Here is a 15,802-nt window from a genome sequence, read left to right as displayed (position 1 = left end):
CATGAAAAAACTACTGCATACAGCTATAGTTGCTGCCGTCGCCCTGGCCCTGTTGGTTCCCTCCGGCTGCAAAATCGTCAGCGGCACCTATGTCGTGGAGGAGACCTTCTACGACCTCACTCCCAACGGCACCGGTGACTACTACTATGAAGCCCTCGATATCACTGATAACTCCGTCTGGCAGGACCATAAGGATGACATCAAAGATATCGACAACATCGGTTTTGAAATCTGGCTGAACAGTTCGGCGGCCTCGGCCAATAATTTCAACTGCTACGTTGACGCTCTGGCGTCGTCGCTCGGTGGCGCCTCGTCCAAGAGTGCGGTCATTGCCGGTGCTACTCACGTTCTGGTCGATGTACCGATGCCGGCCGGTAAGTCGTTCATTGGATACGCTGCGTCGTTCAGCCACATTACCAATCTGTCTACTTTGAAGACGCTTGGGGAAACCGGCCAGTTCAAATTTTGGGCTATGGCCGATGTTACCACCAGCTCGTTCACGGTAGATTCGATCAAGGTGGTTGTTACTCTGACAGCCGGGACCTGATCGATAGATCGATAGTTCAATTCACAACCGGCTTGCTGGGCGCAGGCCGGTTTTTTTTTGTGGGCGGCCTCATGTCGTGCACCACTGACGATCCGGCGGGTCCACGCCTCGGCGCGCAGGCGAAGACGGACCCACCCTACAGGGAAGTAACGTGTTGCAAAAGAGTGTAAGCGGTTTGAGGTCAGCAGCCCTGTGCACCTGGCGCGTTGGCTACCAGTATCTGAAGAACACTTCACCTTGGGTGTCGATGCGTATTCGAACATTGATATCGTCGCCGCCGTTTAGATCGGTATTGAGCCTGAACCGTTTGCGGATTGGCAGCAGATTGGCAAAGCCCGCAAATTTCATCGACTGGTTGACGAATAACTCAACCTCGAAAGATACCTCACTACCTTTGGAAGTTTGTGAATAGCGTTTGGCCAAGCGCACCGGCATGCCAACTTCGAGATCAGCCGACTGGGGTCTGAGCGACATGGTGCTGTCGACTGCGAATCGATGCGAGACGACAATCACCGAGTCTTCAGTTAGTATACTGACCACGGCATCGACGCCCCGCATGGATATCCGCTCATCATCCCAGACCGGCAAGCGGTTTCGATGGTAGGCCAAAGTGCGCATGTCGCCGTCGGATTGGTTGCCGACTTCGGGCGTTTCGGGCGCAGGCTCGGTGTCATATTCACCCGGCAGGGCGATCTGAAAGCTGTCGAACGGTGTATCATTCTCTGGTGCCAGGGCACGCTGGTAGCGGCAGCCGGGGAGTTCCATGTTGACCACAACTGTTACCAGTTCAGGTGGCGGTGGTGGCACCTCCGCAGCCGTAGGCGGTGAAAGTTCTGCAGGTGGCGGCAGTACATCAAGCGGCGGCAGCTCCCACAGTTGAAGCAGACTGAGATTGAGCGTCTCGGTCACACCGGCATGGATTATCACAGTGGTGTCAAATCCCAGCCCACTGTGCTCGACTCGTACATGATGCACGCCAGAGGGAATCGAGCGTAAGGTCGCAGGCAGGGCGACATTCATCCGCGCACTATCCAGAAACACAACACCGCCGAAAATGTCGGTGACAATGGACAGATTGCCGTTGACCGCAGACATATAAGAACCGGCATCGGATAGCTGCTCTATCTGTTGCGGACCAAGGAACCGAATCTTTTTGCGAAGTATCTTTCCGGCTGTAATGTAGACTCCGATCGTGTTGGGCAGGTGATCGTCAGAATAAAGAGTGAGCTTGTGGGGTCCTACCGACAGCGTACATAACAGCGGTGACACCACAATCAACTTGTCATCACCATCGATCACCACGCGTGCATGTTTAGGTTCCGATTCGACAAAGAGATACCCGACCTCTGTCTCGGCCCGGCTGTTGGCCGCACCGGCACAGATGCCGACGGCCAGAGTCAGAATGAGTGTCCATCGCAATCTCATGGGCGCATGGATGCATCTTTTGCCGGGGCCTTTCAACTAAAAACATGTGGGCACAAGAGGGGCTGCTATCGGATTAGGTGTGAAATCGGGCGCCCGGCGCGCGCAAGAATAGTGGATATGATGGATAAAAATGTCTTGACAGAAATTGAGGTTGGCTCGTTTGTTATGGTAGGTGGTGGGAAACCTCAGATAAGGGGATCGACATGAATCAAGCAGGGAGAGTGCAGCGGCATAGTATACTGCTCTTGACGTGTGTGCTATACTATCTGGGAACAGGGGGGTGCGACCGCTCACCGACCGATCCGGAACCACCGGATCCAACTGACTACATTGCCTACTTCGCGGACGTAAACAGCGACAACTGGGTCTTTGGATACCACATTCTATCGGGGCAACTGGACTCTTTCCAGGTGCCGGCCCTGCCAACACCTCGAACGCCGTCACTCGGCGTGCCGGAGCCGAGAATGGTTGTGTCTCCCGGTGGGGAGAGTATCTATCTCGCTTTAGAAGACTCCGTTTTGGCGGTTGAGATAGCTAACCCTCAACAAGTAGAGGTACTACCATATGCAGCTGAATTTGGGGTCTCTGTGTCACCCAATGGTCAATACTTGGCCGTCCTCAACCGGGAGGGTCTGAATATCCTCTCCACCGATGGGTACTCGTTATTATTTCATGACACCGACCGCGTTCTGTTCGGTGGGTTCTCTGCGGATAGTAGAGTGTTCCTTGCCTCTCATTGGCCTGACTATGCTTATCGGTTGCAGATTGAAGGCGGTTTCAATGTTCAACGACGGGTTTGTACTCCCTGGCGCTTAGGTCAGGTGATCCCATCTCCCGATGACAGTCAGTGGTATCTTCTGACTGCTCATGCTGAATGCGATGCTGCAGTGGAGGTCTATGACGTGAATGCTGATTCCGTCATACACCGGTCTGTTTTCGCAGGATACGGCGAGATTGAGCTCCTTCCAAATGGTCGCTACATTCCATACACCCATCCAGGCGAGTTGGTCGGTGTCTGTGGCGGAGGTGGTTCTTCGTTCAGTGTCTATGACATAACAACGAATGAGGTGCACCCAGTTGACGTGGTGCATGAGGGTGGAGTACAGTACCATGCGATGCGAGATGTCGAGGTGACACCGGATGATACATGGATTGTACTGTCAGCCGGTGGGCTGGTAGCTGTTGTCAATGCAAATACTTTTGAATTATCGAACCATGTATTGTTGGAGGGGAAAAATGTTAATTATCTGACAATTCAGAACTCACCGTAACAAAAACTCTCTAAACTTATGGGGGAGATGCGGTGCTCACATCTCGGACAGTACTAGTTTACGCTGGCCTCTTGCTTTTGGCTATGCCCTTGATTGCCGGAGCGCGCGAGCCTGGCTACGATTCGCTGAAGATTACAATCAGATTTGACCAGACAGTCTCGGTTGATCAACAAGATAGCATAGTGGCTGCCATTGGCAGGATAGCGGATGTTCTTGACGACTACCACGTTTATCACGGCTTCATGGCCTGCTCTCTGACAACCGGAAACGGGTACATCAACTTCCTAGACTCGCTACGTGGTATCGAAGAGATATCTCTGGTGGAACCATACTACATATCCGAAATCGGCACGCCCAGTCTCGTCGGGGCCAGCTTCTGTGTCGGGTTGCAGCCTGGAACTACTCTTGAATTCGTGGACAGCCTGATTGCCCACTACGACCTTGAACTAGGCCGACAGCCGATGACCAATGTGGCAGAGATTATTAATACCGATTCATCAAACCTGCGTCTCTGGCAGCTTGTCGATACTTTCCTAACCCTGCCCGGCCTCGCTTTTGTCCAACCAAACTACGGCCCGGGAGTCGAGGCTGACGGCTACAGATTGTATGACTACTACCATGACTTCCAGCCGCACTTGAAGAAGGTAATCGGGACCTTCGACAGCGCCTCTGTCTGGGACTTCGCCGGAATGAACCGCGACGTTGTAGTTGCCGTGCTGGACAGGGGTGTGGATGAGCATGAAGACCTGCCATCGGAGAGAATCATTCACGGCTACGACTTCGCCCATAAAGATAGCACTCCAACACCGGAGTGGTTTACCGGACACGGAATGGCCTGTGCTGGAATAATAGCTGCTTCACACTCTACGGATAGTATCTCGCAGTTTGTGCGATCCAGCGGAATGATATCAATGGATCCATTTGTCAGCATTCTCAACGTGAAAATGTTATGTAACGGACCCGGTGACATTTTCGATTGTGTTATTGACGATATGGGCCGGGCCGAGGCTATCACCTATGCCTACAAGCAGGGCGCTGATATTCTGTCATGTAGCTGGAGTTTTGGTTGGACTGCTACTGTGAAAGACACTGACAGAGTGGCCATCAATTGGGCCCTTGACAGCGCCTATGAGTTTGGCCGCAACGGACGTGGCTGCCCGCACATATTCTCCTCCGGCAACAAGGGGGAACAGCGTTATGCAGTCAGCTACCCGGCCCGATATGAAAAGTGTTTCGCCGTAGGAGCCATTGATCTTGATGACGATCACTATCCTTGGAGTGGGTCTGGCCCGGATTTCTATGGCGACGATACCATTGTGGTCTTGGATATAGTAGCTCCCAGTGCGGGCAAAGGTGTGTTCGATCCGGAAGACACAATCTATGGCGATGTTTGGACACTGGATCAGATGGACACACTTGGCCTAAATGACGGCGGGTATTTCAAGGACACTAACCACACGTGGCTATGTGGGCCGCCGGGCCCTCCAGCCACCAATGATAACAACTACAACTGTCAAGCGGGCGGGACGTCTATGGCGGTACCCCTTGTATCCGGCACAGCCGCGTTGTTGTTATCACGCGACTCCACCCTCACCGTTGATACGGTTTACCAGATACTTTGTAGTTCGGCTGTTTGGATGCCTGAGTGGGGTTGGACAGGTTTTAGGCCCGACTCTAACTATGGTTGGGGGCGGGTGGATGCCTTTCGGGCCGTGCTGTCGATCTCTCATGGTAATGTCGACAACAGTGCCGACATGCAGGTCGACATCGGCGACCTGGTGTACCTGGTCGACTATATGTTTACCGAAGGTCCAGCGCCATTTCCATCGGTTCGGTTGGCTGATATGGATTGCAGTGGTGGCGTGATTGATATGGACGACGCCACCTACTTGATCGATTGGATGTTCACAGGCGGACCAGAAATAGTAAACCCGTGCTACGTGTTCGAGTGAGTTTAGTTACGAACGGTGAGGAACAGCATTACTGCCGCTGGAGGTTGATGACCTCAAGCATCTTGTAACCGAGTGAGGAATCAACGGCAAACAGATGCGACAACACCTGGTCTGATTCCTCGGGCCGTCCATCCATGGCCAAGGCCGTGCCGTAGCCGATCCAGGCCGGGTAGAAAGCGCTGTCGGCATCGCAAAGAACTCCGAACTCCTGAACCGCCGCCTTGTATTGTTTATCGGCCAGGAATAGCATAGCCAACGACTGACGACATTCCCTGAAATCGGGCTGACGTTTCAGCGCCTCGACAAACGCTTCCGAAGCCTTCAATGTTTTGCCCAAGCGGTTCTGAACCGTGCCAAGACGATAATACAATTCAGCCGGGCGACCACCCAAACTGGCTGAGCGTAGGTAATAGTATTCGGCTGAGTCGTAGGTTTGAGTGGCAGCGAAACAGTTGCCCAGAGTGTAGGGAATCATGGAGTTTTTCTGATTGAGCGCCCAGGCTTGTCGCATCAGCGGCAGAGCTTTGCCGATCCGCCCCAGGCGCGAGTACTCCTGGCCCAGATTGGTGATGTACATTTCGTTGGTGGAGTCGATAGCCACCGCTTGTTCGAAGTACCGAATAGCTTCGCCGGAGTTAGCATTGGCGGCAAACACCGCGCCCAGATTGTTGCACACCTGGGGGTCGAGCGGGTCGATCTTGTAGGCCCGTTCCAGAAACGCCTGAGCTTGTTTCGTGTCGTCAAGCTGGGCGAAACTTCGGCCAATGTTCTTGATTGCGATATAGTTGTTGGGATCAAGCCGCAGCGCATTCTGGTAAGCGTCCATGCCCCCCTGGTAATTCCGTTCGGCCAACAGTTCTGCCCCTTTATCCAGGTATATCTGAAGCGAGTCCTGTCCATAGAGGCTTGCGCCGGTCAAGACAAGCACGGCCAACAACCAAACTGCCAACGGCCTGCTGTATTTCCGTCTGTTCATCATCTGGTCACCTTATACCCTTGCGCTCTCGCGCCGATTCAAACAGAATCATCTTTATTACAAACTCAGGGGATTGCTCATTATAACGGACGGCCCACTTTCGCAGGCCGTCCACTCCTAAGCGCGAGGACGCTTAAAAGAGGTACCAACCGCTCCATCCCTGAAGCGGTTTAACTTTTGCCGGCTCCTTTTGGCAAATGGTTGTTGACCATCGCAAAAGACAGATACTCAAGTTCCATGGCCATGTTCTCGTTGCGAACGTGAACATCGACGGGCACTTTCAGGTTTATCGGGGCGAAATTCAGGATCGCCTTGACATCGGCCCGAACCACATCATCGACCATATACTGCGCCACCGTAGCCGGCACTGCGATGACGACCATTTCGATACGATCTTCCAACAGCTCCTCTTTGAGGTTCTTGATATCCGATACAATAATCCCTTTATGGTTCGATCCGATCTTGCGTTGATCGTTGTCGAACAGCTTGACGATATGGAACCCCTGTTTGATGAATTCCTTGTAACTGACCAGAGCCGATCCAATGTTGCCGATGCCGATCAGAGCCACCCGCCAGACGCGATCGATGCCCAGAATCCGAGACACTTTGGCTTTGAGATCAGCCACCGGGTAGCCCAGTCCGCGCGTGCCGAATGATCCGAAGAATGACAGGTCCTTGCGCACCTGAGCCGGTGTGAGTTTCTCACGTCGGGCCAACTCCTTGGAGGAAACAGTCTCGTAGTTCTCTTTCTCAAGAATAGAAAGCGCTCGGAAGTACAGCGACAAGCGATGAATCGTAGATTCTGAAATTCTCTTTCGAGGCGTCGGTTCTAAAATCTCATCCATCAATTATCCTCATTCGGTCAGTAAATAGGTCCCTTTACATGTGAAATGCTTCACAATGCTTGATTATACAATTGATCTGGAATTGTGTCAAGGTAATAATCCTCACACGCTCTATAGTTTTTTGTAACTAACAACGACACAATAGCTTACCGGGAAGGCTGGAGCTTGTACCAACGAGACATCAGGGGTCCCGTTGTCGCCATAGCGGTCTTTCCAATTCTGGATTCGAGCAGCCCAGCGGCAGAGTCTCAGTCGGTTTCTTTCCCTGTTTTCCAGCGGCAAAACTGCCTTTGTGTCCACTGAGCGGCCCTGCTGCGCCATACAATGTGACAGACGAACGGTCTTGACTCAGCAGCCGGCAGGTTTCATATTGAGGCGTCAACACGGCAGCCGCCGCCGGTGAGCCGGCCAGGTTGCCGACAAGCTTTGAAACTGGAGGTATGTCGTTTTTTTTCGGGCTCTCATGCTCCGGGTGGCATTTCTGGCCGGGTTGGTCCTTTTGTTGAGTCAGGGTTGCAATGAGTGGGATCAATTCAATCCGATCGGCGCACAGCATGGTAACACTCCGCGTGCTGAAGGGATGTGGCTCACCGACGACGAGGGTTTCATTATCGGCACCTGGGGAAAGCCCACCGATTCAATCATCGCTTACCCTAACCCATCGCTGCCGCCGATCGATATCGCTTACCATGTTCCAAAGGAAGCGCCGGTTACCCTGTGGCTGGTGCGGGCTCTGGGGCCTCTGGAGACTGAAGAAGAAATGGTGGTTTGGGGCGGAGCCGAGGTCACATCGGCTTCAGGCGCACCAATAGCGGTGCTTGTCCAAACCATCCAGTTCCCGGGTCGCTATGTCATCACCTGGGGTGGCACCGATGTCCCCGATGGATTTTACCGGATATGGCTGGCCATCGGTGCGGACATTACCTACACTGATATCTATTTAGGCAAAGACCCGGCCCGGTATTCGCCCTGAGGGAGATTGCCGCTGAAAACAGAACCGCACCGATCACTAAGTTGACCGGCAAGTATGGAGGAGATAATGTTTCAGACCACTGCGCAACGGCTGATTTGGAGCCTATGCCTAACCGTCCTGATATGTGCAATGGCGGCCGATGCTGCCGGGGAGGAAGACAGTCATTCCGGCTCGGTCGGTTTGTCGGCCTCCTGGCAGGGCAATCAGAGCGACATTCTGCTCCCCTTGTGGATCTCTCGGCAGTGGGTGGTGATACCTTCTTTGAGCCTGGTGCATGTCAGCGAAAAAGCTACCGATGTTGGCGTCGGACTGGGTCTGCGCCTGAATCGAGGCACCGGTCGTGCCATACCCTATGTCGGTGTTCGTGGCGGTTTTTTGCATCGAACACCTGAAGCCGGCGAAGGTACCACCGACTATTTGGCCGGGCTCATGTTCGGTGGCGAGTGTTTTCTGGCCGATAGATTCAGTGTTGGAGTAGAAGCGCAGGTTAACGCTGTGTTTTCCGATGTCAATTCGTTTATGTTCGGCAATCCCAACGGAACCAATATTAATACGGCGGCGGCGGTGGCCGCTACTTTCTACTTTCGATAAATCAGTATGTACGGCCGTCAAAATTGTTGACCCAATGCGTTCGGACTGCGTAGAATAGGATGATGAGGCCAAGAAGATGAACGCACTTAAAACCACAGTCATGATGCTCGTCCTGGTGGCGGTTTTTATGCAGGTAGGCTATTATGTACGTGGCCCGTCGGGAATGGCCATAGCCTTTGTGTTCGCCTGTACCATAAACCTTTGCACCTATTGGTACTCGGACAAAATAATACTTCGTATGTATCGAGCGCGTCAGATCACCGAGGCTGACCACCCGCGTTTGTTTCGGGTCGTCCAGCGGGTGGCAACGCAAGCAATGATTCCGATGCCAAAAGTCTGCATCGTGCCGTCCAAAGCTCCCAATGCTTTTGCCACCGGTCGCAACGCCGAACACGCAGCGGTGGCGGTTACCGAAGGATTGCTGGGAATCCTGACTGAGGACGAGCTTGAAGGTGTGATCGGACACGAAGTCGCACACATAATTAATAAAGACATGCTGATCGGCACCATCGCGGCCACATTCGCAGGCGCCATCGGCATATTGGCTTCTATCGCCAGATGGGGCGCCATATTCGGCGGGTACAGCCGTGGTGATTCTAATCGTGGCGGCGTCTTCGGGCTTCTGATCGCAGGCATCGTAGCGCCGTTGGTGGCTGTCGTGTTGCAAACAGCAATTTCTCGGCAACGCGAATACAAGGCCGACGCCCGTGGAGGTACGATCACTCGCAAACCTCAGGCTCTGGCCTCAGCTCTGGAAAAGTTGCACCGGTCGCCAACCCGCATGAATCTGGACCAGCGGCCGGCCACAGCTAATCTGATGATAATCAATCCGCTGTCCGGACGAGGGATGAGCTCTTGGTTCTCGACCCACCCACCGGTGGAAGAACGTATTGACAGGCTGCACACACTGGCCGAGGAGTTACCCTACCAGGGTTATGATGGAATTTGATCAAGACGACCAGCCTGATCCGTTGCCGGCTGTCTTAGACAGGGAGCAGGTGTGACGGGATCAGTTCTCCTGGAGTTGGTGGCCATACTGGTTTTGATTTTGGCCAACGGGTTTTTTGCCCTGGCCGAGTTTTCGATTATTGCCAGTCGCAGCAGCCGACTTCGTCATAAGGCTCAGCAGGGCAAGCCGGGCGCCGCAGCCGCCGAGAAACTCCATCGAAACCCGGAGAGATTCCTGGCCACAATCCAGGTTGGCATCACCCTCTTCAGTACGCTGGCCGGCGTTTTTGGTGGCGCTACCATCGTCGCCCATCTTCACTCCATGCTCAGCCGATCGTCGATTGGCTATCTCTCGGAGTGGGCCACACCTTTGTCGGTTGGGCTGGTCACGGTCGGCATTACCGTCTTCGCTGTGGTTCTCGGTGAGCTTGTGCCCAAGTATCTGGCTCTTTCCTTCCCCGAACGCTACGCCCGATACTCCGCCCGCCCGATCTCGGTTTTCATTTGGGTTACTTCGTTTTTCTCTCATGTTCTCAGCAGCACGGCCGGGATGGTTGTCCGTTTGTTCGGTGTTCGCTCGGACCCCAATCGCAGCGCCGTAACAGAAGAAGAAATCAATCTGATGATCTTCGAAGGGCGGCAGAAGGGGGTCTTTGATGAGACCGAGGAGCGGCTTATTAAATCGGTCTTCGACTTTGCCGATTCCACTGTACGCAGGGCCATGACGCCGCGCACCGATGTGGTGGCCATTGATAAGCGGGCCACCTCGGATGAAATTATCTCTACCGTCATCCGACACGGACACACGCGATTCCCGGTCTTTGACGGCACTATCGACAAGATTGTTGGTATTATCTATACCAAGGACTTGGTGTTGCAGAAACTTAATCCGGAGTTGATCCACCTGAACGACATTCTGCGCCGTCCTTCATTCGTGCCCGACTCGCTGCCCGCTTCACGGTTACTTCAGGACTTTCAGCGCAAGAAATATCGATTGGCCATCGTGCTCGACGAGTTCGGCGGCACGGCCGGGATTGTCACGTTGCAGGATGTGCTGGAGGAGCTGGTGGGTGAAATACAAGACGAAGACGACGACGGCGCCCCGGAACTGGTCAGACATTCCGACCGGGTCGCTTTTGCCGATGGTTCCGTCTGGCCTGGCGCCATCAACGAGTTGATGGATAGCCACCTTCCTGAGGAACAGTTCGAAACATTGGCCGGGCTGGTCAACGAAGTTTTGGGACGGTTGCCCCAGGAGAAGGAGTCGCTGACAATTGCCGACATGAAAATCACCGTACTGGAACAAACAGCCAACCGTCTGGCCCGATTGAAACTGGAACGCACCTCCGGCCCTTCGGTTGAACCGATCAAAGAGAGAGGCGCAGAACCGGATGCTTAAAACACTCTCCGCGCCGCTCAGGTGGTCACGGGCTCTCTACGACTGGGTGCTTAGCTGGGGTGAGTCGCGACACGGACTGACCGCGCTGTTTTTGCTCTCCATGGCCGAGGCCTCTTTCTTCCCGGTCCCGCCGGACGCTTTGTTGATCGCCTTATGTATGGGTGCCTATCGCAAGTGGAAACGTTTTGCCTTGGTCTGCTCGGTGGGATCGGTTGTCGGCGGCGTCCTGGGATACTTGATCGGTTCTTACGCTTTCGATCTGGTCGGCGAGAAAATGCTGGTAATAACCGGTTCGTTATCGGGCACCGATCCGGAGCAGCTGTTGGAAACGGCGCGCTACTGGTTCAATGAAAAAGAAGTATGGGGGATGCATGTCGGAGCTTTCGCGGTCGGCATCGCCGGATTCACACCCATTCCATATAAAGTCTTCACCATCGCAGCCGGCTTCTTTGAGATGGCCTTTGTGCCCTTTTTGGTAGCTTCGGCAATCAGTCGTTCATTGCGCTTTTTTGTGGTAGCCGGATTGATCGGTCTGCTTTACAGAAAGTACGGCAACCGGATTCAACTGTTCATAGACAAGTATTTCAATCTTCTGGCCATCGCCTTTGTTGTCCTTTTGGTCTTGGGTTTTCTGGCCATTGGTATGATCAAGTAGTAAAGGGGAGTGAAGACTTCTATACACTGTCATACTGGCGCAGGCCTCCTGTAGGTCGGAACCCTCTTAGCGGTTCCGACAATTAGGCGGGTCCGAAGACGGACCCACCCTACTTCTTCGTTCACACGGTACCCCACCCAGAGGCTTTGCGTCGGGTGGGTTTCATTGTTAAACGCTACAATGCCGCCCCGCCGAAAAGACCTCATCTCGGTCCATGACGCCCCAATTACGGGAACCTTATCCGCGCCAGCACGTTGCAGGATATGGATTTGCCCTGCGTCTGCACCGGGGTTTACAATTGACAAAAAGCCGTTTTGCGCTATCTTGCGGACGGTTCAAACATTGTCCGGTCGGTCCAGCCTATTCCAGCCGGACACTCACCGGAAGTACTTATCGCTGATAGGAGAAGCAAAGTTGACAGCAATCACTCGCACCCAAAATACGGGCCTGACCATTATCGCCGCCGCCATGACATTGTTCCTCACCCTGGTTCTGAGCTCGGCCGTCGTGGCCAGCCCGCCATCGCCCGAACTTGTCGAACGACTCAAAGGAACCGCTCAGTGGGACCGACTGATTGAGCGACTGAACGAGGCTCGGGCACAGGGTATGTTCAACCCACCGAACATGAACGGCATGGTCCGTGATCCGTATTCTAAGGACGCGCTTTTCAACCCGGATGTGGTCGACACTTTTCGCGTGCTGGTCCTGCTGGCAGATTTTGATGACAACCCGGCTACCGGTGGATTGGTTTATGGAACCGTCGCAGACTTTGAGCAGATGCTCTTTTCCAGCGACTCTACCGACGGCGTCTACTCGATGCGTGAGTTCTTTTTTGACAACTCCTACGGAGGGTTCATCCTGTTAGGCGATGTGGCCGGATGGTACCGCATGCCCGAAACTTATGCCTACTATTGCAACGGCAACAACGGCTTCGGACCATATCCCACCAGCGCCTCAGGAATGACCTACCACCTGATCCTGGCCGCTGATGACGATGTTGACTACTCGCTGTACGACAATGACGGCAACGGTTGGATCGATGGTGTTTTTTCTGTCCATGCCGGTCCCGGCGCCGAACAGACCGGATCAGATGATCACATTTGGTCGCACGCTTCGTCGATACCGTTCACGGTTACGCTCGATGGAACCAACATTCGCAGCTACACTACCGAACCGGAGGAGAACACCTCGTCTGGTTTGTCTACTTTTGGTGTCTATGCCCACGAGTACGGACACTTTTTGGGCCTGCCGGACTTGTACGACACCGACGGCTCATCATCCGGTATCGGTCGTTGGTCTCTGATGGCCGGTGGGAGTTGGAACAACAATGGCAATCGCCCGGCCTTCTTTGATGCCTGGTGCAAGTCGACCCTTGGGTTTACCAACGTGTTCAACATTACCACCAACTCGGTGAACGTGGAATTACCATCGAGCTATCACAATCCTATCGCCTACCGCGTGTGGCAAAACGGTCAGATGGGATCGGAGTACTTTCTCGTTGAGAACAGGCGCTCGGTGGGTTTCGACAATTTCATTCCCGGCTCCGGTCTGCTAATATGGCACATCGACGAGTCGGTCGGCGGCAACTCAAACGAAGCCCACCCCAAAGTTGCCGTTGAGCAAGCCGACGGTCTGTTCGAACTGGAAGCAGGCACGTCGTCGGGAGATCAATTCGATGTCTGGTCGACCGCAACGAAAACCGACTTTGATGATCTGTCGACACCCAATACTCGTAGGTATTCTACTACCAGCACCAAAGCTGCTGTGTGGGATATCTCAGCTTCGGATTCCGTGATGTACGCCAATTTTGATATCAGCTACTCCCGTCCCCGCTTTGTAATGTGGCTGGGTACTTTTTCGGATACCGCCTTCGGCAACAGCAACGGTATCGCTGAAGAAGGGGAGAGTATCACTTTCGAATTCCTGGCCCAGAACCTCTGGCTGGAAGCAACCAACGTGACGGCAACCATGACCTCGGACAACAACGATATCACCTTCGACGTGCCGACGGTCAACATCGGAACGGTGCCGGGCGACGGCGGATATGGTGACAACCAGTCATCTCTGATCGTGTTCACTATCCCGGCCGGTTTCGCGCCGTGCATCGATTCATTCTACCTGGAGATGACTTCGGACAATCCTCTGGGTGGTGAGACCTTCGGTTTCGAGTTGCATATCGGTACACCTTCGATCCTGCTGGTCGATGACGACAACGGCGCCGACTGGGAGCAGTCCATTGCGGCCCAATTGTACGACCGTCGGATACCGTTTGAGCTTCATGACAAATCGTCGGCCGGTTCTCCGACCGGCGGCCAACTCTCCAACTACTCCAGTGTTTTGTGGCTCACCGGCGATGACCGGGCAGACATCATGTCGGCCGCCGATATCGCTGCCATGGAGACATTTCTGGACAATGGTGGCAACCTCTTTCTTACCGGGCAGGGGCTCGTCCACGAACTGGACACCGATGACCCGACGTTTTTGAACGATTACCTGCACGCCTCATTCGACTCCGACCTGCTGTACCCGCTCATGTTCGGAGTTGACGATTCACCTGTCGGCGACGGAATCAAAATCCGCTACAACACCACCACCAACCAGACCAACCCGCAGATCATGTTCCCAACCGGTAGCGCCCTGGCTGAGTTCGTGATCCCCAGCGGGGAGGCAACCGGGATTAGTTTCGACAGCAGTTACAAAGTTGTCCTGTTCAGTTTCGGTTTCGAAGCCATCTCCGATCAGTTTGGAGCATACGCCAATCAGGACACGGTCTTTGGACGGATTCTCGACTTCTTCACTGTTGACACTTCTTCGATCAACCCGACCGTTGCTGCTATCGGAGTCGAAGGTGGCGCCCAACAAAACATGATCGATCATACTCCTGCGTTTCATTGGAGCATCGTGGACACCACCGCCAACCCGATTACTGAGTACCAGGTATCGGTTGGTACCGGCAACCTTTGTTACAACAACGACAACATGTGGTCGCCTGCCGTCATTGCAGGTAGCGACACCAATATCACCTATGCCGGTGCCGCCCTTCAGGACGGCGCGAGCTATGTGTTTAGAGTGCGCGCCAACAACGGCGTTACCTGGTCGCGGTGGTACGAACTCGACTTCCACATGAACGCCACGCCTTCGGCAGGTTACGCTATCGTGCCGGTCGATGACGAACTGGTTTACTCTGCCACGCCTTCCCTGAACAGGGCGAACTCCGATGATCCCGACGGCGATGTGCTGACTTACGACTTCGAAGTATACTCAGACTCAGCCCTGACCAATCTGGCTGCATCGGTAGCGGGACATGCCGAAGGTGATCCTACCACCGTCTGGACCGTTGATACGCCGCTGGATGAAGACACTCGTTTTTGGTGGCACGGTCGATCCCATGATGGATACGAGTACAGCGAATACCTTGTGCAAGCCTCGTTCATCGTCAACGCCGTCAACCAGCCACCTAATCCGTTCAGCCTCGCGGCGCCGGCTGACAAGGACACGGTCTTTGAAAACTATCCAACTCTCTACTGGCACCCGACCGACGATGGCGACCCTGGCGATGCCGTTCATTACGTTATGCAAATATCGGCCGACTCCACATTTGGCAGCTACGACGAGGTCACGGTGATGTACGATACTTCTGTAGTCATGCCGATACTCGCTGAACTTGACGGTTCTTATTTTTGGCGTGTCCAGGCGGTCGATCTCGGTGACAGTGCAACCTGGTCGACGGAGACTTTTATATTCTTCACCGAGCATGTTACCTGCTGTATCGCGCGCGGGAATGTAGACCACGACCCGACCGGACAAATCGACATCGGTGATTTGGTTTACATGGTGGACTTCATGTTTACCGGTGGACCGGCGCCAATCTGTTTCGATGAAGGTGACGTCGACGCCAGTGACGTTGAGCCGATCGACATTGCCGACCTGGTTTACCTGGTCGATTACATGTTCAACTCCGGCGCACCCCCAACGCCGTGCTTCTGATCTTGTAGGGCAGGTCTGTCTTCAGACCTGCCAACAAAGGCGGGTCCACGCCGCGGCGCGCAGGCGAAGACGGCCCCCACCCTACGGGGAGTTCCGGCTTGGTCGTCTCTTCTTCTGGGCGCAGTAGGGCAGAACCGCCTCTGGTTCTGCCACACTTGTCGATTGGTCACACACGTCTTCGGTGTGCACGGCTCTCCTCAACCTCATGCTGAGCGAAGTCGAAGCATGACCTT

Annotated in this window: 12 protein-coding genes; 9 read left to right on the top strand and 3 right to left on the bottom strand. The window is 54.2% G+C overall.

From position 1 onward, the window contains the following. The first annotated feature begins 1 nt into the window (after position 1). The gene (locus OEV49_08360) at positions 2-547 is read left to right on the top strand and encodes a hypothetical protein (protein MDH3891086.1); all 546 of its coding nucleotides are present in this window, start codon (positions 2-4) and stop codon (positions 545-547) included. Positions 548-757: 210 nt separating this feature from the next. On the opposite strand, the gene OEV49_08355 is transcribed toward OEV49_08360, so the two are convergent. Next, the gene (locus OEV49_08355; GenBank protein ID MDH3891085.1) at positions 758-1,972 is read right to left on the bottom strand and encodes a hypothetical protein; all 1,215 of its coding nucleotides are present in this window, start codon (positions 1,970-1,972) and stop codon (positions 758-760) included. Between the two features lie 203 nt (positions 1,973-2,175). Between OEV49_08355 and OEV49_08350 the strand changes: the two genes are divergently transcribed. After that, positions 2,176-3,243 carry a hypothetical protein gene (locus OEV49_08350; GenBank protein MDH3891084.1) on the top strand — a complete coding sequence of 356 codons (1,068 nt, stop codon included), beginning with the start codon at positions 2,176-2,178 and terminating at the stop codon, positions 3,241-3,243. A 32-nt stretch (positions 3,244-3,275) separates the two neighbouring features. Next, on the top strand, positions 3,276-5,195 hold the full coding sequence (locus OEV49_08345; protein ID MDH3891083.1) for a S8 family serine peptidase: 1,920 nt from the start codon (positions 3,276-3,278) through the stop codon (positions 5,193-5,195). Positions 5,196-5,223: 28 nt separating this feature from the next. Here OEV49_08345 and OEV49_08340 read toward each other — a convergent pair whose 3' ends face one another. Then, on the bottom strand, positions 5,224-6,174 hold the full coding sequence (locus tag OEV49_08340) for a tetratricopeptide repeat protein (GenBank protein ID MDH3891082.1): 951 nt from the start codon (positions 6,172-6,174) through the stop codon (positions 5,224-5,226). 167 nt (positions 6,175-6,341) lie between these two features. Continuing rightward, positions 6,342-7,016: a redox-sensing transcriptional repressor Rex gene (locus OEV49_08335; GenBank protein MDH3891081.1), complete on the bottom strand. Its 675-nt coding sequence runs from the start codon at positions 7,014-7,016 to the stop codon at positions 6,342-6,344. A 463-nt stretch (positions 7,017-7,479) separates the two neighbouring features. On the opposite strand from OEV49_08335, the gene OEV49_08330 reads away from it, so the two are divergent. The 6 genes from OEV49_08330 (at position 7,480) to OEV49_08305 (ending at position 15,569) form a co-directional block, all read left to right on the top strand. Continuing rightward, positions 7,480-7,989 (top strand): hypothetical protein, encoded by a 510-nt coding sequence (locus OEV49_08330; protein ID MDH3891080.1) that lies wholly within the window; start codon positions 7,480-7,482, stop codon positions 7,987-7,989. Between the two features lie 66 nt (positions 7,990-8,055). Beyond that, the gene (locus OEV49_08325) at positions 8,056-8,580 is read left to right on the top strand and encodes a hypothetical protein (GenBank protein ID MDH3891079.1); all 525 of its coding nucleotides are present in this window, start codon (positions 8,056-8,058) and stop codon (positions 8,578-8,580) included. Between the two features lie 76 nt (positions 8,581-8,656). Beyond that, complete coding sequence (locus tag OEV49_08320; GenBank protein ID MDH3891078.1) at positions 8,657-9,529, top strand: zinc metalloprotease HtpX; 873 nt, start codon at positions 8,657-8,659, stop codon at positions 9,527-9,529. A gap of 51 nt (positions 9,530-9,580) precedes the next feature. After that, a complete protein-coding gene (locus OEV49_08315) occupies positions 9,581-10,927 on the top strand; it encodes a hemolysin family protein (GenBank protein ID MDH3891077.1) in 1,347 nt (448 codons plus the stop codon). Then, positions 10,920-11,582 carry a VTT domain-containing protein gene (locus OEV49_08310; GenBank protein ID MDH3891076.1) on the top strand — a complete coding sequence of 221 codons (663 nt, stop codon included), beginning with the start codon at positions 10,920-10,922 and terminating at the stop codon, positions 11,580-11,582. The genes OEV49_08315 and OEV49_08310 overlap by 8 nt, the downstream gene beginning before the upstream one ends. A gap of 414 nt (positions 11,583-11,996) precedes the next feature. Then, entirely contained in the window at positions 11,997-15,569 is a 3,573-nt protein-coding gene (locus tag OEV49_08305) for a M6 family metalloprotease domain-containing protein (protein MDH3891075.1), read from the top strand. The last annotated feature ends 233 nt before the right edge of the window (positions 15,570-15,802 follow it).

It is taken from the genome of Candidatus Zixiibacteriota bacterium (assembly GCA_029860345.1).
In the GTDB taxonomy this organism is placed as follows: Bacteria; Zixibacteria; MSB-5A5; order GN15; family FEB-12; genus JAJRTA01.
This window is presented reverse-complemented; position numbering and strand designations above follow the sequence as displayed.